The organism is Micromonospora sp. LOL_024 (genome assembly GCF_048060415.1).
GTDB lineage: Bacteria > Actinomycetota > Actinomycetes > Mycobacteriales > Micromonosporaceae > Micromonospora.
On sequence record NZ_JBHMIS010000002.1, the window covers coordinates 201289 to 228278 of the forward strand.

At 69.8% G+C, this 26990-nt stretch carries 20 protein-coding genes; 7 read left to right on the plus strand and 13 right to left on the minus strand.

Features of this window, described 5'->3' with window-relative positions:
* Positions 1-131: 131 nt before the first annotated feature.
* Positions 132-1871 carry a cellulose binding domain-containing protein gene (locus ACFHWY_RS04770; RefSeq protein ID WP_416578848.1) on the minus strand — a complete coding sequence of 580 codons (1740 nt, stop codon included), beginning with the start codon at positions 1869-1871 and terminating at the stop codon, positions 132-134.
* A gap of 337 nt (positions 1872-2208) precedes the next feature.
* Between ACFHWY_RS04770 and ACFHWY_RS04775 the strand changes: the two genes are divergently transcribed.
* Complete coding sequence (locus ACFHWY_RS04775) at positions 2209-3495, plus strand: LacI family DNA-binding transcriptional regulator (RefSeq protein ID WP_416578849.1); 1287 nt, start codon at positions 2209-2211, stop codon at positions 3493-3495.
* Between the two features lie 52 nt (positions 3496-3547).
* Here ACFHWY_RS04775 and ACFHWY_RS04780 read toward each other — a convergent pair whose 3' ends face one another.
* The 3 genes from ACFHWY_RS04780 to ACFHWY_RS04790 form a co-directional block, all read right to left on the minus strand.
* Positions 3548-3961, minus strand: coding sequence for an RICIN domain-containing protein (locus ACFHWY_RS04780; RefSeq protein WP_416579021.1), 414 nt, complete (start codon positions 3959-3961; stop codon positions 3548-3550).
* A gap of 81 nt (positions 3962-4042) precedes the next feature.
* Positions 4043-6610 carry a M14 family metallopeptidase gene (locus ACFHWY_RS04785; RefSeq protein WP_416578850.1) on the minus strand — a complete coding sequence of 856 codons (2568 nt, stop codon included), beginning with the start codon at positions 6608-6610 and terminating at the stop codon, positions 4043-4045.
* Between the two features lie 326 nt (positions 6611-6936).
* Positions 6937-10206, minus strand: coding sequence for a VWA domain-containing protein (locus tag ACFHWY_RS04790; RefSeq protein ID WP_416578851.1), 3270 nt, complete (start codon positions 10204-10206; stop codon positions 6937-6939).
* 229 nt (positions 10207-10435) lie between these two features.
* Here ACFHWY_RS04790 and ACFHWY_RS04795 point away from each other — a divergent pair, with 229 nt between their 5' ends.
* Together ACFHWY_RS04795 and ACFHWY_RS04800 are read left to right on the plus strand one after the other, a co-directional pair.
* On the plus strand, positions 10436-11305 hold the full coding sequence (locus ACFHWY_RS04795; protein WP_416578852.1) for a YhjD/YihY/BrkB family envelope integrity protein: 870 nt from the start codon (positions 10436-10438) through the stop codon (positions 11303-11305).
* Between the two features lie 94 nt (positions 11306-11399).
* Entirely contained in the window at positions 11400-12998 is a 1599-nt protein-coding gene (locus ACFHWY_RS04800; RefSeq protein WP_416578853.1) for a phytoene desaturase family protein, read from the plus strand.
* A gap of 70 nt (positions 12999-13068) precedes the next feature.
* On the opposite strand, the gene ACFHWY_RS04805 is transcribed toward ACFHWY_RS04800, so the two are convergent.
* A complete protein-coding gene (locus ACFHWY_RS04805) occupies positions 13069-14643 on the minus strand; it encodes a Rieske 2Fe-2S domain-containing protein (RefSeq protein ID WP_416578854.1) in 1575 nt (524 codons plus the stop codon).
* A gap of 187 nt (positions 14644-14830) precedes the next feature.
* On the opposite strand from ACFHWY_RS04805, the gene ACFHWY_RS04810 reads away from it, so the two are divergent.
* Positions 14831-15052 (plus strand): DUF2631 domain-containing protein, encoded by a 222-nt coding sequence (locus ACFHWY_RS04810; RefSeq protein ID WP_416578855.1) that lies wholly within the window; start codon positions 14831-14833, stop codon positions 15050-15052.
* 132 nt (positions 15053-15184) lie between these two features.
* On the opposite strand, the gene ACFHWY_RS04815 is transcribed toward ACFHWY_RS04810, so the two are convergent.
* The 8 genes from ACFHWY_RS04815 to ACFHWY_RS04850 form a co-directional block, all read right to left on the minus strand.
* A complete protein-coding gene (locus ACFHWY_RS04815; RefSeq protein ID WP_416578856.1) occupies positions 15185-16315 on the minus strand; it encodes a DivIVA domain-containing protein in 1131 nt (376 codons plus the stop codon).
* Between the two features lie 31 nt (positions 16316-16346).
* Positions 16347-17498 carry a 23S rRNA (adenine(2503)-C(2))-methyltransferase RlmN gene (rlmN, locus tag ACFHWY_RS04820; protein ID WP_416578857.1) on the minus strand — a complete coding sequence of 384 codons (1152 nt, stop codon included), beginning with the start codon at positions 17496-17498 and terminating at the stop codon, positions 16347-16349.
* A gap of 104 nt (positions 17499-17602) precedes the next feature.
* Entirely contained in the window at positions 17603-18910 is a 1308-nt protein-coding gene (locus ACFHWY_RS04825; RefSeq protein WP_416579022.1) for a phosphatidate cytidylyltransferase, read from the minus strand.
* 209 nt (positions 18911-19119) lie between these two features.
* On the minus strand, positions 19120-19677 hold the full coding sequence (gene frr / locus ACFHWY_RS04830) for a ribosome recycling factor (RefSeq protein WP_416579023.1): 558 nt from the start codon (positions 19675-19677) through the stop codon (positions 19120-19122).
* Positions 19678-19757: 80 nt separating this feature from the next.
* Positions 19758-20525 carry a UMP kinase gene (gene pyrH / locus ACFHWY_RS04835; protein ID WP_092373634.1) on the minus strand — a complete coding sequence of 256 codons (768 nt, stop codon included), beginning with the start codon at positions 20523-20525 and terminating at the stop codon, positions 19758-19760.
* Between the two features lie 150 nt (positions 20526-20675).
* Entirely contained in the window at positions 20676-21503 is an 828-nt protein-coding gene (tsf, locus tag ACFHWY_RS04840; protein WP_416578858.1) for a translation elongation factor Ts, read from the minus strand.
* A 133-nt stretch (positions 21504-21636) separates the two neighbouring features.
* Positions 21637-22617, minus strand: coding sequence for a 30S ribosomal protein S2 (gene rpsB / locus ACFHWY_RS04845; RefSeq protein ID WP_416578859.1), 981 nt, complete (start codon positions 22615-22617; stop codon positions 21637-21639).
* A 304-nt stretch (positions 22618-22921) separates the two neighbouring features.
* Positions 22922-23743 carry a hypothetical protein gene (locus tag ACFHWY_RS04850; protein ID WP_416578860.1) on the minus strand — a complete coding sequence of 274 codons (822 nt, stop codon included), beginning with the start codon at positions 23741-23743 and terminating at the stop codon, positions 22922-22924.
* A gap of 195 nt (positions 23744-23938) precedes the next feature.
* On the opposite strand from ACFHWY_RS04850, the gene ACFHWY_RS04855 reads away from it, so the two are divergent.
* From ACFHWY_RS04855 to ACFHWY_RS04865, 3 genes are read left to right on the plus strand one after another with little or no spacing between them, the layout of a single operon-like run.
* Positions 23939-24298 carry a YraN family protein gene (locus ACFHWY_RS04855; protein WP_416578861.1) on the plus strand — a complete coding sequence of 120 codons (360 nt, stop codon included), beginning with the start codon at positions 23939-23941 and terminating at the stop codon, positions 24296-24298.
* On the plus strand, positions 24298-25815 hold the full coding sequence (locus ACFHWY_RS04860) for a YifB family Mg chelatase-like AAA ATPase (RefSeq protein ID WP_416578862.1): 1518 nt from the start codon (positions 24298-24300) through the stop codon (positions 25813-25815). Before ACFHWY_RS04855 ends, ACFHWY_RS04860 begins: the two co-directional genes overlap by 1 nt.
* Entirely contained in the window at positions 25812-26987 is a 1176-nt protein-coding gene (locus ACFHWY_RS04865; RefSeq protein ID WP_416578863.1) for a DNA-processing protein DprA, read from the plus strand. Before ACFHWY_RS04860 ends, ACFHWY_RS04865 begins: the two co-directional genes overlap by 4 nt.
* Positions 26988-26990 lie beyond the last annotated feature (3 nt).

Below are 26990 nucleotides of genomic sequence, written 5' to 3' on the forward strand. Positions count from 1 at the left end.
TGGTATTCGCGTTCCTGGGTACGCCACGCGCGCCTGACCCGACGACAGACCGGAAGGCCCTCGGGACGGTTGCCGAGGGCCTTCCGCCGTCCGGGCCGCCCGCATGTCGCGGACGGACCCAGCGAGCACTCTCAGTGCGTGAGTACGACCGTGGAGATGGTGCGGGCACCGACGTTGACGGTGACCTGCCCGCCGTTCACACCAGTCGACTGGCTGGCAGCGCTAGCGGTCCGCGAGGTGAGGAAGTGCTCCGCGCGGCTGACGCCCTGCGGCACCTGGATCACGGCGTTATTGATCGCGTTCGATGATCGGTTGAGGATCACCAGCGTGGTCTTCCCACCGCCGCTGTAGGCGGTCACCTCCAACGGCGAAGCCTTGGAACTCTTCGTCAGGCCGACCCGCTGGTAGCCGGGGCGGACATACTTCGAGTACTGCGAGAACGCGTACCCCCGCTTGAGCGGGGCACCCGCAGTGGTGCCGTAGGCCGACTCACCGTCGCCGATGAAGGAGTAGAAGCGCTTGCCGTACCACCAGATGTAGGCACTCCAGTTGGCCTCCATCAACCGGTGCACCGTACGCATGATGTCGTCGAGCGTCTCGTCCCAGACCGCCTGGTTGCTGGGGTTGCCCCAGATGTTGGCACCGTTGCCGTCGGCCTCGTGACGGTTCCACTCGGTCATCCACACCGGCTTGTTGTGCTGGGCGGCCAGCGGGTAGGACTTCATGCGGCCCTGACTCTCCAGCCCGTACAGGTGGCCGCCGATGTAGCCGACGTTGTTGCGCGCGGCCGCGTCGTTGAGGGTCGGGTCGGTGTAGCTGTAGTTCATGTTCACGGCCTCGGCGACCATCAGCTTCGTGTTCTGCACCCTCGAACCGTGATCACGAACGAAGTTGCGCAACTCGGTGCCGTTCCAGTCCATCGAGTCATAGTTCGGATGCCAGTCCGGCTCGTTCTGCACCGAGGTGACATCGATCGTCACGCCCTGGTTGCGCATGTACTGGACATAACTGTTCAAGTGGTTGGCGTAGTCGTCGTAGTAGTCGGTCCGCAGCTTGCCGCCGTTGATCCGGCTGTTGTTCGTCTTCCACGCCGCTGGCGCCGTCCACGGCGACGCGAGGAACTTGACGTTCGACCCGTACGACTCCGCGGTCCGCAGGGCGTTCACGTGCTGCGACCATTCGCTGGAGACCGGCGAGATGCCGGTCCGCAGGATGGACAGGCCGAACTGGTTGGCACCCATTCCGACCAGGGTCTGCGTGTCAGTCGTCGACCACGTGCTGTTGCCCCAGATCCAGGTCGCCGCCCCGAACCCGTCGATCGACTGGTACCTGGTGTTGCTGTTCACCGTGATGTCCGGCGTGCCGGTCGGTGGCGGGGTCGTCGGTGGCGGGGTCGTCGGCGGCGGAGCGGTCGTCGGCGGCGGAGCGGTCGTCGGCGGCGGGGTCGTCGGCGACACACCGCCGGTACACGCCACCCCGTTCAACGCGAAGCTGGTCGGATCGGGGTTGCTGCCGGTCCACGAGCCGTTGAAGCCGAATTCGGTCGTGCCGTTTGTCGGTATCGAACCGTTGTAGCTGACATTCCTGGCGGTGACCGCCGCACCGCTCTGGGTCAGGGTCGTGTTCCATGCCTGCGTGACGGTCTGGCCGGCGCCGAAGGACCAGGTCAAGGTCCAGTTCGACAGCGGGTCACCCAGATTGGTGATGGTGACGCCGGCACCGAAACCACCCGGCCACTGCGACGACACGGCGTAGTTCACCGAGCAACCGGCGGCCGCGGAGGCCGGCAGCGCCACCGCCACCGCCGCCGATGCCATTAGCACGGTGCCGGCCGCCACGGAGGCGACGCTTGGCACTCTGAGCTTCCTCATGAACTTTCTCCTAGAATTGGGATGCCAACCATGCATCCTGTTTGCTCGACTGTGCGCACGCGTCGACCCACGTCAGGGAGCCCGTGAGGTTCGTCCCGTTCGCCCGCGGGACCCTGCTGCGCGCGCACCAACATCAACTACGAGTTGACGCCCCGCCCGCATCGAGTTTGGACGGCTGATGAGAGCGGCCAAGGTGCCCGTTTCCCCGACCGCGCCCGACTCCTAAACAATGAGCATTATCTATCTAAACAACCATGACTGACAAGACATGGATAACAGACGATATGGAGCCGCTCCACAGACAATTCATGGAGCTATCCTCTGCTACCTTTGCTCCATGCCTGGCGCCGCTTCCCGCAACGTTCGGGGCGAGATCGAGAGACTACCCAGCGGATCGTTTCGCGTGCGGGTCTATGCCGGCGTCGACTCGGCCACTAAGAGGCGACGCTACCTGACGGAGGTTGTCTCCGCCGGTCCGACCGCGCAGCGCACAGCCGAGGCCATCCGCAGGCGCCTCGTGGGCGAGGTCGACCAGCACCGAGCCGAGGCTGCCGCTGGCGGAGGTGGTCGACCGAGGGCGACCGAGGGCACCGTCCCCGTCCGCCGCCACGAACGCGTACCGGGCGAGATAACGGTGGCGGCGATCGCGCGGCAGGCCGGAGTGTCCACGACGACCGTCTCCAAGGTACTCAATGGCCGGCCCGGCGTGGCGCCACGGACCCGCCAACAGGTGGAGGCCGTGCTGGGTGAACATCGCTACCGCCGCCCAGACACGTCGGCACGGACGGCGAGTATCGAAGTGGTCTTCCACGGCATGCTGAGCAACCTGGCGATCGCCATGATGCAGGGCGTCGAACAGGTGTGCTCCGCGCAAAATCTTTCCGTCGGCTTCACCGACGTGGTGCACCGTTCCTCCGGAGGCCGGTCCTGGGCCCATGACCTGCTCGCACGGCGCCCGATCGGCGTCATCGCCGTGCACCTGGCGGTCCCTCTTGAGCGGCATGCCCTGCTCGCGACAAACGCGACACCGCTAGTCGCACTTGACCCGACGGGCGAACCGGCGCATTCGGTCCCCTCAGTCGGGGCCACCGACTGGAGCGGATCGTTGGCCGCCGCACGGCACCTGCTCCACCTCGGCCACCGCCGGATCGCCACCATCACCGGGCCCGCCGATCGACTGTGCGCACAAGCGCGCCTGGACGGCATCCGCGCCGCCATGGACGCGGCCGGCACACCGTTGGACGGCCGGCTCATCCGCGTCGGGCAGTGGTTCGCGTTCGAGGACGGCCTCGACCACGGCCGCGAACTGCTCCGCCTCACCGATCCACCGACAGCCATCATGTGTGGCAACGATCTGCAGGCGTTAGGAGTCTACGAGGCCGTTCGGCGGGCTGGTAGGAGAATCCCCGACGACCTGAGCGTGGTCGGCTTCGACGACATCTCAGCCACTCGATGGTGCGGCCCGGCCATGACCACGGTACGCCAGCCCTTCGCCGAAATGGGCGCTGCGGCGGCGAAGACCGTCCTGTCCCTGGCGGCCGGGCAGCAGCTCCCGCACGATCGCGTCGAACTCCCGACGACCCTCATTGTTCGCGACAGCACGGCACCTCCGGCGACCCGCTGACGACACCGCGTCCATGCTCGACGCGCCCCGAGCGCGAGCGATCCACCGGGTGTCAAGACCCTGGAATCGTGGAGGACTCGGTTATGCGGTCTGGTTCTCCAAAACGCGCATAATTAATCGTGCCGGTCGCACCGTCACATCGCTGCAATCGCACGGCCGAACCCGCAGTCGTGGCGGCTGGCTGGACACACCAGTCGTCGTACCCGGACAGGGTGCCCAGGTTGGCATTGTTCTGGCTTGGGACCGGGATGAAACTCCACCGCTGCGCCATGGTGCTGTTGCACGTGTACACCTGGATCGGCCGGTTGGACTCCGACGTGCCGGCACTCAGGTCGATGCACTTGGCGGCCAGGCCTATGTACGCGGTGCGGCCCTTGGCGCCCGAACCGGCAATCCGCTCGACCTGGCCGGTGGAGGTCCGGCCGGTCAGGTCCCGCTCGACCAGCTTGGTGCGGTTGCCGAGCAGGTCGAGCGGCTGACCGAACGGCGACGGGCCCGAGCAGCGAAGTTACTGCCCAGGCCCGCCGCCGGGAAGCCGCTCGCTATCTCACGATCCGTTCCACCACAGGGCGTTGGCGACCTGCGGGTACAGGCCCTCGGGGTGGGCCCGGAAGAGCGGCTCGGTGCCGAACAGGGTCACGCTCGCGCCCCTCGCCACGCCGCTGACCACCACTGGCTGGCCGGCGGCGGCCTCCTGGCCGCCCCAGTGGCCGGCGAGGAGGAATCCCTCGCCGGCGAGGCGCTGGTCGACCCGGACGTCGACACCGACCCGGGTGAAGTACTGCGGCGCGTCGACGAACGCTGTCGGCAGCGCGTGACCGGTGATCGGTGAGGCCGGGTCGTTCTCGACCGCCACGATGCCGTTCGCGTCGCTGCGGCCGGCCGCGACGGTCACGTCGAGCAGGCCACCTCGGTCGTTGAGCTGTGTTCCGGCGGCCCCACGCCCCACGACGGTCCCGCCGCCGGCCAGCCACCGCTCGAAAGCCGCGCTCTGCGTGGCGTTCAGGCTGAGCGGGTTGAACGCCGTCGTGGAGACGAAGAGGGCGTCGATGTCGTCGAAGGACACCGATCCGGTGTTGACCGCGGTGTGCGTCACCGAGATCGGTTCGAAGCCCATCTGCCGCAGGGCGAACACCTCCCCCGCGTTGGCCGCGACACCGAGCCGGGTCGGTGACACCGGCGTGGCGCCGCGTACCTGCGCAGGGGTGAGCCGGGTGAAGTCGACACCGTGGGTCTCGGCGACCCGACGCACGACGGGGGCGTCCCCCCGCACGACGAAGGTGCCCTCGGCGGTCCGGGACAGCTTGACCCCGTCGGCGAGCAGTTCGTTGACCGCCTGGACGCCGGCCACCGAGTTGACGGCGAGGCCGTGGTACGCCGGCCGGCCCGACGGTACCGATCCGGTGGCGCCGGCCCCGGTGACCCGGCGCAGATCTCTGAACATGAGGGTGACGTCCCTGGTCACCCGCCGCACCGTCGCGCCCCAGAGATGCCCGTGACTCCAGGCCGAGATGTCGTACATCGCGTCGAAGTCGCTGGTGACGTCCCGGCCGACCGCCAGCAACGCGTTCGCCAGGCCCCGCTTGGCCTGGCGCATGTCGACCACGTAGGAGCCAGACTCGTAGCGCGACCCGTCGAGTTTGAACGGTCGGGAGGCGCGGTGCACCGTCAGGCCGTTGTCGATCATGAACTGTACGAGTCGAGCTGCCGCGGTCTCGCTGCGCTGGCCCGCGCCGGCCGGGATGACGTACGCCCGGGGGAAGCTCTGCGGGTGGGTCCTGGCGTTGTCGCCACCGGCGAGCGAGATGGCGAGCGGGTCGTCGATCGGTCGCGTCGCCGCACCGGCCACCCCCCGCCGGAACCACTCCAACTGGGTGGTGAGCAACTGCGTCCGGTTCTCGGTGGCGTAGCCGAGATTGCCCCGGATCGCCGCCACCGCGACCGCGGTGTTGATCCGGGTACGTTCGTGCCGATCCGCCTCGGTCAGGTTGCCCCGAGGGTTCAACGGCACCTCGACGGTGTGGCCGATGGTGCCGTGGTACATCGCGTACATCGGGGTGAAGATCGGCGGCCAGTCGTCCCAGCCCTGCGTCCGGTCCCGGAACGGGATGTCGATGCGGCGGCTGCCGTCCGGGTTCACACAGCTGGCCCGGGTCTCGCCGGTGGCGAGGACGGCCTGCTCCATGGCCAGCCCGTTGCGCAGCGCGTGCCTGATGTACAGGTCGTACTCGTAGTTGTCGCCATGCGGGCCGGTGGCCGGCTCGATCAGCGTGCACGAGACGTACCCGTGGATGTCCAGCATGGTCAGCGGGCTGTAGCGGACGAGTTGCGCACGCACCGCGCGGACCTCGGGCTGCGCGGCGGTGATCTGGTCCCGGTTCATGTCGAAGCCGTTGGCGTTGGCCCGGGTCGCCGCGACCCGGCCGTCCGGATTGTTCGTGACCACGAAGGCGATCACGTGCCGGTCGAGCATCCGAATGACCTCGGGATCGGTGGAGAAGGCGAGATCCTGGAGCACCTGGAGGCTGGCGTCGGTGCCCTCCCACTCGTTGCCGTGGATGTTGTTGTTGACCAGCAGTGGGGTGCGCCACGAGTCGTACCCGCCGGCCCGGACCTTGGCAAGCGCCGCACGCGGATCGCTGAACCGCAGGTCGGACAGCTGCTGCCACTTCCTCCACTCGGTGTCGCGCATCGGCGCGGTCGCCACCACCAGGTGCAGGTCGCGGCCGAGCACGGACTGGCCGATGACCTCCACGCTGATCCGCCGGCTCTGCTGGAGCGCACGCAGCGCGGCCGGAATGTCGTGGTAGGCGATGAGGTTCATCGGGATGGACGCGTCGCTGTGATCCACCGGCACGTCCCGGATGACGTCGTTGCGCGGCTTGCCGGGCAGCTTCGCCGGCGGCGCCGACGGCTGGTGCGGCTTTGCGCCCTGGGCGCCGGCAGCAGCCAGGCCGGGACCGGTGTCGAACGGCAGGTCGGTGTCGGACTGGCCGCGCGGCGAATCCACCGCGCCGGGAACAACCGGGTCGTCGGGCGCTGCGGCGGCGGTGCTGGTCGGTCCGAAGAGGAGGACGGCGGCGAGTAGGGCTACCAGTGGTCGTCGAACATCCACGCGCATACCTCGTTTCGAGGGCGGGGCGCCCGGCTGGCGACTCGTGATCGCCGGCGCCATGATTGGCTGTTCTACCAGCGACAGTCATCGAAGTCGATAGCCGCGGCGCCAGCCGGCACCACTACCAGGCCAGCCCGCGGCGAAGATGCTCACGCGATGCCTGAACGGCCAGTTCGCCGCCGGTACCGCAGAGACGGCCGGGCAGGTGAGCCATCCGCCAACGCACCTGACAACCCGACCGACACACCCGGATCTCGGACCGGGTAGGCGGACCGGGTCGGCGCTGCGTGATCCGCTGCGCCGACCCGGTCGTGCTCACCGATCCGTCAGGCGATCACCGACCGCCTCCTCAGCCAGATGACCAGCAGGACGCCTACGACCACGGCCAGCAGCCCCCCGCCGACCATTCCGGTCAGTTTCATTCCGGTGACCGGCAGATGCTTCTTCAGCCGGTTGTGGAAGGTGCAGGTGATGTTCTGCCCGTCGGCTGGCGTCACCACTCCATGCACCACCGGCACCGTGGTGTCCGTACCGGTGAGGACACACTTCGGCGGTCCCACCTGCTCGTACCCCTTGGGTCCACCGGACTCCGAAAGCCGGTAGCCGATACCGACCTGGACCTCGACACCGGTCACCGCAGGACTGCCGGAGGTACCGCTGATCGGCGTGGCCGCGTTGACCGGTGCGGCGGTCAGCGTCCAGTCGGTCGGCTTCGCCGCACCGTGCCACACCTGCTTGACCAACGTCAGGTGGGCTGCACCTGGGTCGACCTGCCCGTTCCGCCAGGTGCAGGTGTAGCTGATGCCCTCGATCGGGGTCAGGATGTCATCCGGCGTCGGGATCGGCTCACCTGTTTCGTTGTTCACACACGACACCGGTCCGACCTGCTCGTAACCCGACGGACCGTCGGTCTCGCTGAGTTCGTACTGGACGCCCGCCGTGGTCGCCACGTCGGTCACCGACGACTCGCCGCTGCGTCCGCTGACCGGTGTCAAACCGGAGCCGGGCGGCGGAGTGGCGTTGAGCAGCCAGTCCTGTGGTGCTGCGGTCCCACCGAACGGGTTTTCCACCTCTTTGACCAGGGTGAGTCTCGCTTCACCGGGCGGTGGTTCGAGCTGCCGGTTACGGAAGGTGCAGGTGATGTCCTGCCCGAAGTTCGGGGTCAGCACACTGTCCGGCGTCTGCACCGGGGTCTGGGTCCCGGTGAGCAGGCACTGGACTTCCCCGACCTGTTCGTACTCCGGTGGGCCGTCAGTCTCGCTCAGGGTGTAGGCCACGTTCGGGTTCACCTCGGCCTCGGTGACCGCAGGCTCACCGCTGCGACCGGTGACCGGCGCGGCCGTCGAACCAACCGGCGGCAGCGCGTTCAACACCCAGTCCTGCGGGGTGGCCGTCCCACCGAAGGCGCTCTCGACGTCCTTCACCAGGGTCAGCCTGCTGGCCTGCGCCTGGTTGGTCGCGGCGCAGACGGCCGTCTGACCGATCTGGACGGCCACCGTCCCGTCGGCGCCGTCGAAGGTGCCGCCGAGTGATCCGTCGCGCATCAGCAACTGGCAGTCCCAACTGCCGGTTGCCGGCGGTGTGATCACCGCACCGTCGACAACGGTCTGGGTGAACCCGGGAACGGTGCTTTCGCCGAGCGAGTAGACAACCACCGGTGTCACCTCACCGGTGACCCCCGAGGTGCCGCTGAACAACGGATCCATCGACCCGGGCGGAAACGCGTTGAGCGTCCACGCCGTCAGCGGTGGCTCCGGCAGCCCGTACGGGTTGTCGATCACCTTGTCCAGCCGCAACTGGGTCGTACAGGTCACGGTGTTGGTGACCTCGTAGGTGTTCAGGCCCGAGGCCAACGTCTGCTCGCCGAGGTCTCCGCTGGCCACGTTGTCGCAGCCTGGTGGAAGCAGCTGAAGGTTGATCTCCTCGGCGATGGTGACGGTCTGACCGGCGTCGAAGTCCGTGTACTCCACACCCCAGGCCGGCTCCACGATGCCGGTCAGCGACAACGCCGCCTCGAACTGCGGGTCCTGGTCTGGGTCCTGGAACGACTCACCGTTGATCACCCAGGTCTTGTTAACCACGACGGAGGCGAGTGGATCGGGTGCCTGGTTGAGGATCACGCAGCTGACGATCGCGTCCGCGCTGGCGGCGACGGTGAAGCCGAGGGCACCGCTGTTGGTGACCGTCGCCGGTACGCCGTTCGCGGTACAGGAAGCGTTGTTGCCGGCCTGCTGCACAAGCGTGAATCCGGGCTGAAGCGTCTCGGCGAGAGTCACGTCCCGAGACGGCTCGCCGGCAAGGTCGACGTCGAAGCTGAGCGCTCCGGTGGCGTCATCGGTCACCCCGCTGGCCGGGGTCACGCCGGGGTCACTCGTCGAGATCGTCCAGCCGCCCGCCGGCTGGGCGTCGTCCGGCGTACCGCCGAAGGGAATGACCTTCTTCACCACGCTGATCGTGCCAGCGCAGGTCTCCAACGCCAGTTCGCGCAGGAGCGGGCCGAGTTCGTCGGCCCCGGTCTGGTAGTAGTCGGAACCGGCCACCGGGCCGGAGATGGCGGCGAGGTTGTTGGTGGATCCGCTGACACCGTCACCCACACCGAGCACGATCATTCGAGTGCCGTCGGCTTTGACCGCGTTCGCGGAGAAGATTCCACTCTCCAGCTCGATGAAACGGGTGAAACCGCCTGTTCCTTGCACCGGCGGCGGCCCGTACACCGTGGGATTCCCGTCGGTGATCATGATGACCGCGTCGTAGTCGAACGGCGCGGCGGCGATCTGGAACAGCCCCTGGTCCCAGTTGGTCGTGCCGCCGGCGGTGAGTCCGTCGATGGCTGCTTTCACAGTGTCCGCACCGGAAGTGGCGGAGACCGGCGTGGGGTTCAGCACGGCGTCGGCCTCGGTGGCGAACGAGTAGACGGCGATCTCCGACGGTGTGCCGGTGAGAGCATCCACGTAGCCGTTCGCGGCGGCCTTGACCTCGGGCAGGTCGCCGGTGATGGAACCGGACACGTCGATCAGGAGCGCGATGTGCAGACCACACTGCCCGGGCAACGGCGGGTTGTCCCGGGCGTCGGTCCAGATCGGCCCTCGTGCGGTCAGGTTCGAGTCGCCGGTGGTCTCGACCGGGAACTCGTACGTCTGGTCGTTGGCGACCGCGCCGGTGAAGACTCCGTTGTAGACCACCGGCGAGGTGCTGATGCCGCCGACGTCCAACTCCTCGATCAGCCGCCAGCCGGCCGGCGCACTCCGTTCGATGATCCAGTAGCCCTGGTCGGGTCCGGTGCGGCCGGGTACGTCCACGCCGCACGTGCCGGTGACGTCGGTGGTGCATGACGCCTCCGGGATGTCCCCCGGGTCGGGGCGGGTGCCGCTGACGCCCGCATAGAAGTCGAAGGTAGCTCCGGCAAGCGGTCCGACCGTCTGCTCACCGGTGCGATCACCGCCCTTGTTGACGATGAGCGTCGTCTCGGTCGGGCTCGCCGCCCAAGCCGGCGCCGGCTGCGACCCGACCAGTGGAAGTATGGCGCCCGCGAGAGCCAGCGCACCGACCACGCTCCCCCAACGACGGCCCGTACCCGTGATACTGAGACTGAACATCCACAAACCCCCGTACGCCGTGGGACGGCGAGATAACGACCTGCTCCTGTGTCCAGGTCACGCCGTGCCAGTATTAGGGGAGATTGTCCGGTTATGTGGTTGTTCTGGAATCAGGAATTTCTTTCGGTTCCGCATACCGGACGGCTGGCGAGGCCCGGCCCCACGGGCCGTGCGCCGCCGCCGACCGACGCTACGGTTGCCGCAGCGGACGACGGGGAACTGGAACGCGGTGAACGGTGTGTGGGAGCGGACGACACGGATCACCCGGGGGGCCTTCCGGCCGGTACGTGGCCGAGACCTGTCGCTGCACGCCGCCGCGATCACGTTCTACGGAGCGATCGCCGTGGTGCCGATGGCCCTGCTGGCGATCTGGTTGACCACGCTGCTGGCCGGAGCCGGACGGGTACGCCGACTCACCACGTACGCCGTGGAGACGCTGCCGGACGACATCGGCGCCCCCGCCGCGGTGGCCGCGCTGGTCGAGGCCGGGGTCGGCCTGACACCGTGGCTTGCGCTGGCCGCGCTGCTGCCCGCGTCTCTGTACGGCGAGGGGCTGCGCCGAGCGTTCGTCTCGGTGGCCGCCCCGCGCTCCGACGAACACCTGATCGGCTGGCGGGGCCGGCTGTTGCTGCTGCCGCTGCTGGCGCCGGCCCCGGCACTACTGCTGTCGATCCTGCTGGCGCTGCCGACGACCACCGAACTGGTCCAGCGGGGAGGCTGGGCCGGCGCGCTCGGGGTGGTGCTCTCGTTCCTTGCGGTGTGGCTGGTGCTCACGCCGGTGCTGATGTGGGTGTTCCGGGTAGTCGGCCCGGCGTCGCCGGACTGGCTCTCCACGCTGGGCATGGGATCGTTCACGGCGGCGAACCTCTCCGGATTCCTGCACGGTTTCGTGCTGTTCGCCTCGCTTCCGCTCGACCTGGGCCTACCCTTCGGTGACCTGGAAGAGGTCGGTGCCGCCGTGGCGATCCTGCTCTGGCTCTACCTTTTCCACGTGATCGTGCTGGCCGGCTACTCCGCCACCCTGGCGCTGTCCAACTGGCGGGCTGCTCGCCGCGTGGACGGAGCCAGTCAGCGACGCGAAGGGCCGATTACCTCATAGGTGATGCCGCCGGAGCCGGGCGGTGATCTCCGAGGAGGACTTCGCACCAGCAGAAGGGTGCAAGATCGGCGGGGTGCGGGGTTAGGGTGCGGAGATGACGGGTGGTGAGGTTCCGGGCCGGGCGGACGTGGTCATAGTCGGCTCCGGGCACAACGGGTTGGTCTCCGCGATCCTGCTGGCCCGCACCGGGCTGGACGTGCTGGTACTGGAGGCAGCCGACGTGATCGGTGGGGCCACCCGCACCGAGAACCCGTTTCCCAGGGTGCCCGAGCTGCGCCATTCCACCGGCTCCTACCTGCTCGGGCTGATGCCACCGGAGCTGCTGGCCGCGCTCGATCTCCGGATCCCGGTGCTGCGCCGTGACCCGCACTACTTCCTGCCCACCCCGGGTGGAGCCGGCTCACCGTACCTACTGTTCGGCGCCGACACCGCGGCCACCCGCCGGCAGCTCACCGGGTTCTTCTCCCCGGCCGACGTGGCCGCCGACGACGCGTTGCAGGCCGAACTGGCCGCGCTGCGTGAGGATCTCGCCCCGGCGTGGCTGGCCGAGCCGCTGCCCGTGGAGGAAACCGCGCAGCGCTACATCCGGCCCGAGCTGCGGGACGACTTCGTGGACCTGGTCCGCGGCTCCGTCGCCGGCTACCTGGCCCGCTTCGACTTCCGCTCCGAGCTGCTGGTCAGCATGTACGCGGTCACCGACGGCCTGTCCGGAGTCAACGCCGGCCCGGACGACCCGGGCACCGGGCACAACTTCCTGGTGCACAACATGTGCCGGCTGCCCGGTTCAGGCGGCACCTGGATGATCTCCGAGGGCGGCATGGGCACCGTGTCGCGCATCTTCGCCGACGCCGCCCGCGCCTCCGGGGCCCGGATCGTCACCGGCACGCCCGTCACCGCGATCACCCTCGACCGCAGCGCCGCCACTGGGGTGGTGTTGGCCGACGGGCGGGAGATCGGCGCCGAGGTGGTGCTCGGCGCCTGCGACCCGTACCGGCTGATGGAGCTGCTGCCCGACGGCACGCTCCCGACGACGCTCACCGAGCGGATGGCGGCGGTAAGACGCACCGGCACCACCCTCAAGCTCAACCTGGCACTACGTGGCCTGCCCCGCTTCTCCTGCCTCCCCGAGGGCACGGCGAGCCCGTTCGGCTCCACCATCCACCTGCTGCCCGGCTCGGCGTCGCTGACCGGCGGCACCGGCGAACCGCCGATGGCGGCGCTACGCGCCATGTGGGCCGACGTGCAGGCCGGGCGGCTGCCCGAGGAACCGACCATCGAGTGGTACCTGCACACCACCGTCGACCCGTCGCTGGCCGACCCGGCCGGTCACCACTCGTCGGCGCTGTTCGTCCAGTCGGTGCCGTACGAGCTGGCCGGCACCACCTGGGATGCCGCGTTGCCCGGCTACGTGGAGCGGCTGATGGCGATCTGCGAACGCTACGCCCCCGGTACCGACGACCTGATCGTCGACGCGGTGCCGCTGCCGCCACCCGCTATCGAGGCGCACTTCGGCATCACCGGCGGGCACATCCACCACGTCGACAACACCATCTCCTTCGCCGACCGGATGCCGTACGCCACCGGCCTCGACGGGGTGTACGCCGGCAGCGCCGGCTGTCACCCCGCCGGCAGCGTGATCGGCGCCGCCGGCCACAACGCCGCCCAACGGATCCTCGCCGACCTCGGCCGCTGAGCTGTAGAGAGGTGGCCCTTGCTGACGCCTCGCGTGGCAGAAGGGCCCCCTCCTGACCCGTGCTAGGCGCTCAGCCAGCCGACTGCGGAACCTCGGCCTCCTCGCCGACACGGTGTGCGCGAACCTTGTGCCCGACACTGGTCAGGCAGCGCCCGCTGGGCAGGTCGAAACGCCAACCATGCAGCTGGCAGGTGAGCTGGTCGCCGTCGACGATGCCGAACCGGCTGAGGTCGGCCTTCAGGTGCGGGCAGCGCCGCTGCACCACCCAGTCACCGAGGGTGATGTCCTCGGCGTCGACGGCCCGCTCGTGCTCGTCGTACCAGCCCTCGGCGTACTGGAGACGCTCGGTGGACAGGCACTTGAAGAAGGCGTACACGAACTCGTTGTACTGGCCGATCCGGGCGGCCGAGAACCGGCAGGACAGAAAAAGCGAGTTGACCCAGTCCACCTCGCCGATGTGCAGCAGGTGCTCGACCAACGCCCGTTCGGTGCGGAAACGGTAACGAACCTTCTCGTCGGCGTACGGCCGCACCTGCTTGCCGGGAAAGTCGACCACGATCGACTCGACGCTCTCATCGTCGTAACCGACCAGGTCGAAGCGGACCGGGCCACCGACCCCTTTGGCCAGGTAGATCGACTCGTCGAGCAGCGGCTCGATGCGCCGCTTCAGCTCCTTGAGCACGTCGACCTCGGGATGCCGCCAGGACGCCTTCTCCGCCTCGATGATCGGCCGCTTGCGCTCGCGCATCTCCTCAAGGTGAGCGACCTTGTTGGCGAAGAACTCCTCGACCGGCACCGGATGCGTGGTGCTCGCGCCGTCCACGGTGATCTCACTGACGCTGCCCGGCAGCAGCACGATGCCGTTGGTGCCGCCGACCTTGGCGTACTCGGACAGGAACACCGACTGGTCGGGGAAGATGTTCCCCTCGTCGCCGTGGATGTCGTTGAACTGCCACAGCTCGTCGTCGAGGAAGCACGGCGGACCGGCGATCGGGAAGACGTGATCGGCCTTTAGGTCGTCGATGTAGCGCCAGGTGCGGTCGAACTGCCGGTCCCGCTTCTGTTTGCCGAACGCGGTCTTCGCGGCGTTGGGCAACTCGTAGACCATCGGATACCAGATCGCCCCGGAGAACTGCAGCAGGTGGGCGTGCACGTGGCCCAGCTCGGCGAAGACGCCCAGGTCGGTCGGACGGGCGTCGTTCTGGTTGAGCAGCCGGACGCCGTCGTACTCCACCCAGAGCGACGAGTCACCGATGGGACCGTCGGTCGGGCTGGTCAGCGCCTGGATCATCACCTTCAGGCCGCCGTCCAGCTCGACGATCTCCTCGTTCCGGGTCTTCAGGAACTTCGTGAAGCCCAGCTCGCGGAATTCGTCCTCCATCTCCGAGGTGGGGAACTCGGGCAGCAGCACGGTCGCGGACTTCGACACGTACCTCTTGAGGTGGGCCGCGTCGAAGTGATCCCGGTGCAGGTGGGAGACGTACAGGTAGTCGACGTCTCCGAGGGTCTCCCAGTCGAGCTGGGAATTGTCCGGGAACGGAAACCAGGAGGCGAAGTAGGCCGGGTTGACCCACGGGTCGCACAGGATGCTGCCCGCGGCCGTGTCGATCCGCATGCTCGCGTGCCCGGTACCGGTCACTCGCACCGCAACTCCCCCTCAAAAAGACAATCAAGGTGTACGCCCGAACGCTACCGGAGGCGGTCTGGTCCCCGCCCCGCGACGCCGGTAGTGCCCCTGCACCCACCTGGGGAGGTCCAAAGGCCCTGGACCGGAACCCCTGCACGGGACGTGCCAGACTAGCTGGAGATCCGTTCGCGAGGAAGGACCGACAGTGGCAGGAAGCGAGCCGGTAACGGCGCCAGACCAGCACAAGCCCGGGCACCGCAAGGCCGGGCGGATCGGCGCGGTCCTCACCGCGCTCGTGCTGCTGGCAATGCTCTGCGGTAACCACGAGGGCAGGGTCGAGGACATCTGGCTGATCGGTCTCGCCGCGCTGCTGCTGCTCATCGTGATCGGCGACGTGGTGCTGCGCCGCAACGGCCTGCGCCCCTGACCCGTACCCCGGCCACCGGCTCGCGGCCTGCCGCGAGCCGGTGACATGCGACGAGGGCCCGCCCGTGGATCCGGGACGGGCCCTCGTCGCGTCGCCCGGTGGGTGATTTCACCAAGCGCCTGACCGTGTTGCTCAGCGGCCGAAGAGGATGTCCTGCGCGTTCTTCAGCGCGGCGTCGACCTCGGCCTCGAAGTAGCCACCCTGCACCAGCCCGAAGCGGAGCGTGTCCAGGTCCTTCGGGTTCACCGGCATCTGGTTACGCCCGGCCATGCCGCCGAGCAGACTCTCGAAGAACCGATCCACCTGGTCGGGGTCGTACCCACTGCCGAAGCGGCGGACCTGGAAGCTACGCCGAATCTGGTCCACCCGGTAGAGGTCACTGCCGGGCGGGCCGGCCATCGGCGGCCCGCCCATGGCCGGAGGACCCGCCATCGGCGGTGGCCCGCCCATCGACGGTCCGCCGAGCGCCTGCTGCGGCAGGCTGGGCGGCGGCCCCGCCGGGCCGCGACGCGGGTCCCGGTCCGGCAGCCGCATCTCGGCGGTCATGTCGGTACGGCCATGCCGGCCCGCCTCGAAGCCGTCGAAACGCTGCCCGTCCGGGGGACCGTAGCCGCCCGGACCCTCCGGCGGGCCGTACCCACCGGGACCGGCAGGCGGGCCATACCCACCGGGACCCTCCGGCGGGCCATACCCACCGGGACCCTCCGGCGGGCCATAGCCGCCGGGACCGGCAGGCAGGCCACGCGGCGGGGGTCCACCGGGGTGACCCATCGGCCCACCGGGACCCATCGGGCCGGCAGCGCCACGCGGCCCGTCGTAGCCACCTCGGGGAGCGTCGTAGCCACCGGCGAAAGCACCGGTCGGCTCGTCGTAGCGGCCGTAGGGTCCGCCCTGTGCCGGCATCGGCCGCGGCGGCACCGGCGGTTGAGGCACCGGGGACATGCCACGGTCCTCGCGCATGCCCGGCCCCATCCGGTCCGGCGGCCCCATCCGAGAGTCGCCGCGACCCGCCGCTACACCGCGCTCCTCCAACTCGGCCAACTGCCGCTCGACCCGGTCGAGGTGCAGGTCGACCTGCCACTCGTCGTAGCCGTTGAAACGAACGCGGAAGACGACGTCGTGGACCTCCTGCGAAGCCACCGGGGCACCGACCGGCTGGCCAGCGAGGGTCGCCTCGACCCGGTCCAGGAAGGCGTCCACCTCATCAACCTTGTATCCCCGGCGGAGCGCCTTACGCCGGAAACGCTGACCCTGACTCGCCACTATGTCTCCTGGTCTCGTTCGCCACGCCCGGTCACGCCGACATCTCCCCGGCCTGGTCGGTGCCCTGGTCCTCCGCGGCGGCCAGCTGCCCACACGCTCCGTCGATCTCGCGACCTCGGGTATCCCGTACCGTGGTGGACACCCCGGCGTCACGCAACCGCCGGACGAACTCCCGCTCGACCGGCTTCGGGCTGGCGTCCCAGCGGCTGCCCGGAGTCGGGTTGAGCGGGATCAGGTTCACGTGGGCCAGCTTGCCGGCCAGCAGCCGCCCGAGCAGGTCAGCTCGCCACGGCTGGTCGTTCACGTCCTTGATCATCGCGTATTCGATCGACACACGACGCCTCGTGCGGGCCGCGTAGGCCCACGCTGCGTCCAGCACCTCGCACACCTTCCAGCGCTGGTTCACCGGCACGAGTTCGTCGCGCAGCTCATCATCGGGGGCGTGCAGCGACAACGCAAGGGTCACGGAGAGGTCTTCGCTGGCCAGTCGGTGGATGGCAGGCACCAGCCCGACCGTGGAAACGGTGATGTGCCGCTGTGAGAGGCCGAGGCCCTCCGGTGCCGGCGCGACGAGCCGGCGGATCGCGGCGATCACCCGGTTGTAGTTCGCCAGCGGCTCGCCCATGCCCATGAAGACAACGTGCGAAAGCCTCGGCGGCGAGCCCGCGACCACGCCAGAGGCGGCCACCCCCGCCAGGTACACCGCCTGGTCGACGATCTCGGCGGTGGAGAGGTTACGGGTCAGGCCGGCCTGGCCGGTGGCGCAAAACGGGCACGCCATGCCGCAACCGGCCTGGCTGGAGATGCAAACGGTGACCCGGTCCGGGTAACCCATCAGCACGCTCTCCACCAACGCACCGTCGTGCAACCGCCACAGCGCCTTGCGGGTCGCCCCGTCGTCGCAGGCCAGCTCGCGCACCGGAGTGAGCAGCCGGGGCAGCAGCTGGTCGGCCAGGCGCTCACGGGACACCGCCGGCAGGTCGGTCATCTGCGCCGGGTCGCGGACCAGCCGGCCGAAGTAGTGGGTGGAGATCTGTCGAGCCCGGAACGCCGACTCACCCAGCTTCGTGACCAGCTCCTTGCGGCCGGCAAGGTCGAGATCGGCGAGGTGCTGCGGGGGCATCGCCGCCCGACGCGCGCCGGGCGCGTCCGGGTCGGCCGGAATCAGGGGAAGGCTCGTCATGGCCCGTCCAGTCTGGCATGCTCGGCCAGGAACGCACCCCTGCGGAGGCTCCGGATCCGCCCCGGCCACCTGCCCGCCCCGGGTACGCCGACGTCGACCATGGCTCAGTTCACCGCCGGAACGAAGACGACGAGCAGCAGGTACGCGGTCGGCACGGCGAACAGGACGGAGTCGAGGCGGTCCATCAGGCCGCCGTGACCGGGCAGCAGACTACTCATGTCCTTCACGCCGAGATCCCGCTTGATCATGGACTCGGCGAGGTCACCGAGGACCGCGGCACCCGCGACCGCCATCCCGAACACGGCGCCCCACCAGGGGGCCACGTCGAACAGCAGCCAGAGCAGCAGGGCACTGCCGAGGGCAGCGGCGCCGACCGAACCGGCGAAACCCTCCCAGGACTTCTTCGGGCTGATCGTCGGGGCCATCGGGCGCTTGCCGAAGTTGGCACCGGCCGCGTACCCGCCGGTGTCGGAGAGCACCACGGCGACCAGCGTCACCAGCACCCGCAGCGGCCCGTCGCCGGGGGACGCCGCGAGCAGGGCGGCGAAGCCGCCGAGGAAGGGCACGTACACCGCGGTCATGGTCGCCGCGGTCATGTCCCGCCGAAGGTTGCGGGTGCCATCACCCAGCCGCCAGAGCAGCGTGCCGGCCACCGTGACCAGCAGCCCCAGCAGCAGCGCGTCCGGGCCGGCGAACCAGGCCAGGGTCACGGTGAGGACACCGCCCGTGATCAGCGGTACCAGCGGCACCTCGGCTTCCTGGCGGCGCACCGCACGGGACATCTCCCAGATCCCCACGCCGAAGGCGGCCGCGAGCACCAGCAGGAACGCCGGGGTGTACAGGAACAGGGGCAGCAAGACCGCCGCGCCCAGGGCCGCCCCGACCGAGATCGCCGCAGGAAGGTTCCGCCCGCCGCGGCTCGCGCTCTGCTGGTTGGGCGGCCGGCCGGCACCGGCCCGGCGCCGACCACGGTGGCCTCGCCCCGGCGGCTCCTGCGGGTCGGGGCCAGGTGCGCCGGATTCCCACACACCGTCGGCCGGTACGGCGGCGAGTTGGGTGGTGGGGGCGTCGTCGTGGTCCCGGCCGTCGCCGAGGCGTACCGGCGGAATCTGTGCCGTGGGGGCGTCACCGGGGCCGAAATCAAGGCGCCGGTTGCGACCGTGCGGGGAACTACCGCTCTCCCGCGGGCCAGGCCCGCCCCGTTCGTCGAACGGACCGTACCGGTCCCGGTCAGCGGGACGGTCGGTCTGCCCACGGGTGTTCGGCTCGGCGTACAGCTCAGTACCGGGCTGTCGGCCACGGGCCCACGGGCCCGGTTCGACGTCCGGGTCGGGCCAGGGCAGCGAGGCGGACCGGTCCGGGCTCTCCCAGCCGCGTGCCTCGGCGCCGCCGTAGGGGTCGAGGTGGGACATCACACACCAGACGGGAGCAGCACGAGGTCCACGACTTGACACACAGCCACTACCATCCCCTACCCGCGCGAGGCGCTCCGTCTGATTTGCCGGTCTGTCGGCTGGCCGATCCCCGCCGTTCACCGCCGGGTCGCCGGGAATCGTGCCGAGCCTACTGCACCCACCCGGCCGACAGGACGCACCAGTACCGCCACCGGGTGGGTACCGGGTCAGACCTCCAGGAGCTCGGCTTCCTTGTGCTTGACCAACTCGTCGACGTGCGCCACGTAGCGCTGGGTCACATCGTCCAGCTCCTTCTCGGCGCGACGACCCTCGTCCTCGCCGACCTCGCCGTCCTTGACCAGCCGGTCCAGCTCTTCCTTGCCCCGGCGCCGGATGTTGCGGATGGCGACTTTCGCCTCCTCACCCTTGTGCCGGGCGACCTTGATCATGTCGCGGCGACGCTCCTCGGTCATCTGCGGGAGCACGATACGCAGCTGGTTACCCTCGTTGTTCGGGTTGACCCCGAGATCCGAGTCGCGGATCGCCTTCTCCATGGCGTTGATCTGCGAGTTGTCGTACGGCTTGATGATGGCCATCCGAGGCTCGGGAACACCGACCGACGCCATCTGGGTCAGCGGCGTCGGGCTGCCGTAGTAGTCCATGATGATCTTGGAGAACATGGCGGGAGTGGCACGGCCGGTGCGGATGGCACCGAACTCCTCCTTGGCGTGCTCGACCGCACGCTCCATCTTCTCCTCGGCCTCGAGGAGGGTGTCGTCGATCACCGCTCTCCTCGCCTCCTTCTTGTGCTCGTCGTGGGCTTGTCGGGTCACGGGGACCGCCGAGATCGCCGTCGGCGGTCGGCTCAGGTGGTGATCAGGGTGCCGATCTTCTCGCCGCCCACCGCCCGGACGATGGTGTCGTCGCCCTGCGCGCCGAAGACCAGCATCGGCAGGCCGTTCTCCATGCACAGACTGAAGGCCGCCGCGTCGGCGACCCGAAGGTTGCGCCGCAGCACCTCGGAGAAGGTGATCGAGTCGAACTTACTGGCGGTCGGGTCGACCCGGGGATCGGCCGTGTAGACGCCGTCCACCCCGTTCTTGCTCATCAGCACCACGTCCGCGTGGATCTCCAGCGCACGCTGGGCCGCCACGGTGTCGGTGGAGAAGTACGGCATTCCCGCGCCGGCTCCGAAGATGACCACGCGACCCTTCTCCAGGTGGCGGATCGCCCGCAGCGGAATGTACGGCTCGGCGACCTGGGCCATCGTGATGGCGCTCTGCACCCGGGTCTCGATGCCCTCCTTCTCCAGAAAGTCCTGGAGGGCGAGGCAGTTCATCACGGTGCCGAGCATGCCCATGTAATCCGCCCGGGCCCGGTCCATGCCCCGCTTCTGCAACTCCGCGCCCCGGAAGAAGTTCCCACCACCGACCACCACGGACACCTGCACGCCCCGGCGCACCACGGTGGCGATCTGCCGGGCGATGGCCTGCACGACATCCGGGTCGACGCCGATCGCGCCGCCGCCGAACACCTCGCCGGAAAGCTTGAGCACCACCCGCCGGGCCCGGCCGGGCGGTGGTGCCGTCGGATCGTCCGCCGCCAGCGTCCGGTCACTCACAACCTGCGTCATCCGCCCGTCCTTCCCCCACTGGCGCGCCCGGGTGCGCGTGCCTGCCGTTGCGACCTTATGGGACGAGGAGGCCGCGGTGTCTGTCGCGTACACCGGCGGCCTCCTCGTCTTGTCGTTGCTCAGCCAACGGGCGCGGCGCGCCCGGTCGGCTCAGGCCTGGCCGACCTCGAACCGCACGAAGCCGGTGACCTCGACGCCGGCCTCGGCCAGCACCTGCTTCACCGTCTTCTTGTTGTCGGTCACCGAAGACTGCTCCAGCAGGACGAAGTCCTTGAAAAAGGAGTTGACCCGGCCCTCGACGATCTTCGACAGGGCGGCCTCGGGCTTGTTCTCCTCACGGGCGGTCTGCTCGGCGATGCGCCGCTCGGACTCGATGACCTCGGCCGGCACCTCCTCGCGGGTGAGGTACTGCGGGCGCATCGCGGCGATCTGCATGGCGGCGCCACGCGCATCCGCGTCAGCCGCCTCGTCGCTCTTGCCGGTGTACTGCACCAGCACGCCGACCGCCGGCGGCAGGTCCTGGGCCTTGCGGTGCAGGTAGACCGCGACGGTGCCGTCGAGCTTGGCGAACCGGTTGAGGACCAGTTTCTCGCCGATCTTGGCGGACTGCTCCTGGACCAGGTCGGCGACGACACGTCCGTCCATCTCGCTGGCCAGCAACTCCTCGGCGTTGCTGACACCGGCGCGCCCACCGTGTTCGACCAGCTGCTGCGCCAGCGCGATGAAGCTGTCGTTCTTGGCGACGAAGTCGGTCTCGCAGTTGAGCTCGAGCAGCGCCTTACCGGAGTGCGCGACCAGACCGTTCGCGGCGGTCCGCCCGGCCCGCTTGCCGACGTCCTTGGCGCCCTTGACGCGCAGGATCTCGACAGCCTTGTCGAAGTCGCCCTCTGCCTCGGTCAAGGCGTTCTTGCTGTCCATCATGCCGGCGCCGGTCAGGTCGCGGAGCTTCTTGACGTCCGCGGCGGTGATCTGGGACATGGCTCTCTCTTCGGTATTGAGACTGCGGTGGAATGGTCTGGGTGACGGTTACCCGGTTCCGAGAGGTTCGTGCCCGGTCTATCCGCCGCCGGCCACCGTCAGAAGAACGGACGGTGGCCGGACGGCGACGCGGTCACTGACCGGAGACGACTGCCTGCTGCTCAGTGGTCGGCTGCTCAGTGGCCGGCTGCTCAGTGGTCGGCTGCGCGGTGACCGGCTCCTCAGTGGCCGGCTCGGCCGCCGGCTGCTCAGTGGCCGGCTGCCCGGTGGTCTCAGCCGCCGGCTGCGCGGTGGTCTGCTCGGCCGCCGGCTGCTGCTCGTCGGCCTTCTTCGGCTCCTCGAGCAACTCACGCTCCCACTCGGTCAGCGGCTCGTCGGTGGCGACGCCCGCCTCCGGCTTCCCGTCGCCACCCCGGCGACGGCCGGAGCGGGCGATCAGGCCATCGGCGACGGCAGCGGCCACGACCCTGGTCAGCAGCTCCGCCGAACGGATCGCGTCGTCGTTGCCCGGGATCGGGAAGTCGACCTCGTCCGGGTCACAGTTGGTGTCGAGCACGGCGATCACCGGGATGCCCAGCTTGCGGGCCTCGTCGACGGCGATGTGCTCCTTCTTCGTGTCGACCACCCAGATCGCGGCCGGAAGCTTCTGCATGTCCCGCAGACCACCCAGGGTACGGGTCAGCTTGATCTTCTCGCGGGAGAGCTGCAGGGTCTCCTTCTTGGTGTAACCGGCGGCGGTGCCGCTCAGGTCACCGAGAGCCTCCAACTCCTTCATCCGCTGGAGCCGCTTGTACACGGTCTGGAAGTTGGTCAGCATGCCACCGAGCCAGCGGTGGTTGACGTACGGCTGACCGACCCGCGTCGCCTGCTCGGCGATCGCCTCCTGCGCCTGCTTCTTGGTGCCGACGAAGAGGATGCTGCCGCCCTCGGACACGGTGTTGCGCACGAACTCGAACGCCTTCTCGATGTAGTCGAGGGTCTGGCGCAGGTCGATGATGTAGATACCGTTGCGCTCGGTCATGATGAAGCGCTTCATCTTCGGGTTCCAGCGCCGGGTCTGGTGCCCGAAGTGAACGCCGCTCTCCAGCAACTGACGCATGGTCACGACGGCCATGGTTGGTACTCCTTGCGGTCCCTGGTTTGTCCCGCCCGGCCGGCGGCCGGGCGGCCTGGTGCCCGGTCGTCGGCCATGATGAGCCCGATCAAGATCGGGACCAGGGAAGCCGCCGCCCCACGACGACTCGTGGGGAGGGCACGCGAGGTCGACCGCACAAGGCGGTCGCCAGTCGATTAGTGTACGCGCCTTCCCCACCACCTGACGTTCGGGTGTAAGGAGGGGCCGTTGTTGAGGCCTGGCGTAGGGGAAGGCCCCTGCCAACGCCGGAAGATCGGGCCAGCCCACCTCGGAACACGGCGACTCAGCCGGCGGCCAACGCGGCGACCGCGAAGAGCGCCAGCCCGACGGTCAGGTAGGCCGTCGGTGGCCGCAGCCAGCCCCGCGCGCCGTCAACCAGCGAGAACCCGGTGGTCCGCAGCCCGTAGAGGCCGGCCGCGAAGATCGGCAGCCCGCAGACCAGGAACGTGCCCGCCAGCACGTCGCTGGTCGACACCGGGTCCGCGGTGACCCCGTGCAGCAGAACCTGCAGGGCGGGCAGCTCGAAGATCACCACCAGCACGGCGAACAGTACGGCGAGCACCGGCCGCCGCGTACGGTAGACGCCGTCACCGGCCGGCAGACCTGACTGAGCGCCGGCCGCCTGGTACCCGGCCTCGCCCGCCGGCAGGTCTCCCCGAGGGGTCACCGGCGGCATCGGCCCGGTCGGCTGTTCCAGCGGGCCGTGCCCCTCCGACCCGCGTCGGTCCTCGACGATCGGATACCCGGCCAACGTGCCGGCCCGGGTCGGATCGCCCGCCTGCGCCGCGCCGCCGACCGGGCTCGGCTCCCGGGCAGCCCGCCGGCCCGGGCGATCGGTCGGCAGCTCACCGGAGACCTCCGGGTCGGTCGGGTCCAACCGTCGCGAGCGTGACGCTCGGTAGCGATCGGCTTCCGGCCCGACGTTTCCGAGTGGATCCGTCAGGCCGAAGCGGCGCGGTGGCCCGTACCGGTCGTCGTCACCCCGCTGCTCCGGCGCCAGCCGCGACTCATCGTCGCGGTACCGCGTATCCCCCGAACCATGGTCGCGTTCCCCCGGGAACCAGTGCGGCTCCTGGTCATCGGCAAAGCTGCGTCGTCCGTCCACGTCCGGCACCGTATTCGACCAACCGGGTCGCCCGCCATCCGAGGCCCCCCTGACCAGCCAGAAGACTCGCTGCGGCACCGCCGGCCATAGCACACCAAGAACTTGATCGTCCGTCCTTCCACAGCTGCGTCGTTGTCCACAGGCCGCCGGTGCCGGGGTCGCCGCAGCACCGCGTACGGGGGCAGGGTGCCGGGCATGACCAAGCGGAACCAGGCGGTCGGCGGGTACGGGGAGCGCTGCGCCGTGCGGCACCTCGTCGAGACGGGGCTACGCCCGGTGGCCCGGAACTGGCGCTGCCCTTCGGGAGAGATCGACATCATCGCCTGGGACGGGCCGGTGCTCGCCTTCTGCGAGGTGAAGACGCGTAGAAGCGCGACCTTCGGCACCCCCGCCGAGGCCGTGGTGCCACGCAAGGCACGGCGGTTGCGGCGGCTCGCCGCCGCATGGCTGGTGGCCACCGGCACCACCGCCGACGAGCTCCGCTTCGACATCGTCTCGGTTGTGCTGCCGCGCCTCGGGCGGGCCCAGGTCGAGCACGTCAAGGGCGCGTTCTGATGAGCTACGCCAGGGTGCTCTGCGTCGGCCTGGTCGGGGTGACCGGCCATCTGGTGGAGGTGGAGGCCGACCTCGCACCCGGCCTACCGGCGGTGGTCATCTCAGGATTGCCCGACACCGCGCTGCACGAGGCACGGGACCGGGTCCGCGCAGCGGTGGTCAACTCCGGCCAGCGGTGGCCCAACCGGCGGATCACCCTCAACCTGCTCCCGGCGACCCTGCCCAAGTTCGGCTCGGCATTCGACCTGGCCATCGCGGTGGCGCTGCTCGGCGGCTCGGGCGAGCTGCCGCTGCTGCCGCTGGACGGCGTGGCCGTCCTGGGCGAGCTGGGCCTGGACGGCGCGGTGCGGCCGGTCCGGGGGGTGCTACCGATGGTCGCCGCAGCGGCCCAGGCCGGCGTCCGACGGGTGATCGTCCCGGCCGGCAACGCGGCCGAGGCCGCGGTCGTGCCCGGCGTGCTGGTGCGAGGCGTGGACACCCTGCACCGGCTGGTCAGCTTCGTCCGTGACGGTGCCCCGCTGATCGAGCCGCCGGCCGACGACCCACCCCCGGCCGTCACCGGACCCGACCTCGCCGAGGTGGCCGGGCAGGGCGTCGGCCGGCGGGCCCTGGAGCTCGCCGCCGCCGGTGGGCACCACCTGGCACTGATCGGGCCACCGGGAGCCGGCAAGACCATGCTCGCCGAGCGCCTGCCGTCGATCCTGCCGCAACTGGAGGACGACGCCGCTCTGGAAGTGACCGCACTGCACTCGATCGCCGGGCTGCTGCCGGCGGCGGGACGGTTGATCCGCCGGCCGCCGTTCCAGGCCCCGCACCACACCGCGACCGTCTCGTCCATCGTCGGCGGCGGATCGGGGCTGGCCCGGCCGGGAGCGATCTCACTGGCCCACCGTGGGGTGCTCTTCCTCGATGAGGCACCGGAGTTCAGCAAGGCGGCGCTGGAGGCGCTGCGCCAGCCGCTGGAGCGCGGACGGGTGTTGTTGAGCCGCAGCCGGGGTGCCGCCGAATACCCGGCCGGCGCGCAGCTGGTGCTCGCGGCCAATCCGTGCCCATGCGCTAACCCGGCCGGCGACGATCGCTGCGAGTGCGCCCCACTGGCCCGGCGCCGCTATCTCGGTCGGCTCTCCGGTCCGCTACTCGACCGGATCGACCTGCAGGTGCGGCTGCAACCGATGCGGGCCGCCGAGCTGATGGAAACGGCGGCTCCCGAGTCGTCCGTGCTGGTCGCCGCGCGGGTGGTCGAGGCCCGCCAGACGGCGGCCCGACGCTGGGCGGAGCTGGGTCGGCGGCTCAACGCCGAGATTCCCGGCCCGGACCTGCGCCGGTTGCCGTGGCGGCTGCCGGGCCGGGACACCGCCGAGCTACGGACGCGGCTCGACTCCGGGTCGCTTTCCGCGCGCGGCTTCGACCGTGTCATCCGGCTCGCCTGGACGATCGCCGACCTGGACGGGCGGGCGCGGCCGGACAAGGAAGACATCGGCGAGGCCATCGTGCTCAGGACGGGAGAGGCTGCGTGAACACGCATGAGGAGCTGGCGCTGGCGCGGGTGGCGTTGACCTGGCTGGCCGAGCCGGGCACCTGGTCGGTGTATCGACTGGTCGACGAACTCGGCGCGGTGGCCGCCCTGGACCTGCTGCTGGACGGCGGGGCACCGCAGGAGCGGCTGCGCGACGCGGTAGCGGCCCGTAGCCGGGCCGGTGACGCCCGGACAGTCGCCACCGAGGCTCTGGCACGCGCCGACCGACTCGGTGTGCGGGTCGTCATTCCCGGTGATGACGAGTGGCCCGCAACGGTGGAGCATCTACGCACGCTGCACCTGCGCGACGCCCGCCGCCGGGTCGACCAAGAGACCGCACCGCCGCTCTGCTTCTGGGTACGCGGGCAGTGGCCACTGGCTGAGGCAATGGACCGGTCCGTGGCGGTGATCGGTGCCCGCGCGGCCACCCCGTACGGCACTCACATCGCCACCGAGCTGGGCTACGGTCTGGCCGATCGGGACTGGACGGTCGTCTCCGGTGGCGCGTTCGGCATCGACGCCGCCGCGCATCGGGGTGCGCTGACCGGTGGCGGGCTGACCGTCGCGGTGCTCGCCTGCGGCGTGGACCGCAGCTATCCGATGGGCAACGCGGCACTGTTCGAACGGATCGCCGACACCGGTCTGCTGGTGAGCGAGTGGCCGCCGGGTGCCGAACCGCTGCGCCCGCGATTCCTCATCCGCAACCGGGTGATCGCGGCGGGTACTCGAGGGACTGTGCTGGTGGAGGCGGCGGCCCGCAGCGGCGCGACCCAGACCACCCGGCGGGCCATCGCCCTGCATCGGCCGGCGATGGTGGTGCCGGGCCCGGTCACTTCGGCGATGTCGGTGGGTGCGCACGAGTTGCTGCGGGAGGAGCGGGAGTCGCGGCTGGTGACCGGCCTCGCCCAGGTGCTGGAGGAGGTCGGCCGGATCGGCGAGTTGGCGCCGGTGCCACGCGGGCCGGATCGGCCCACCGACCTGCTCGACGACGAGGCGGGCTCGATCGTGGAGGCGATGCCGCGACGCGGTCGGATCGGGGTGGACGACCTCGCCGCGCGGGCCGGCCTGCCCGTCCGCACGGTGCTGCGCAAAATGTCCATGCTGGAAGAGCTGACCCTGGTGGTGCGCCGCGACGACGGCTACGCGCTGGTCGTACCGACGCACCGGCCGTAGGGT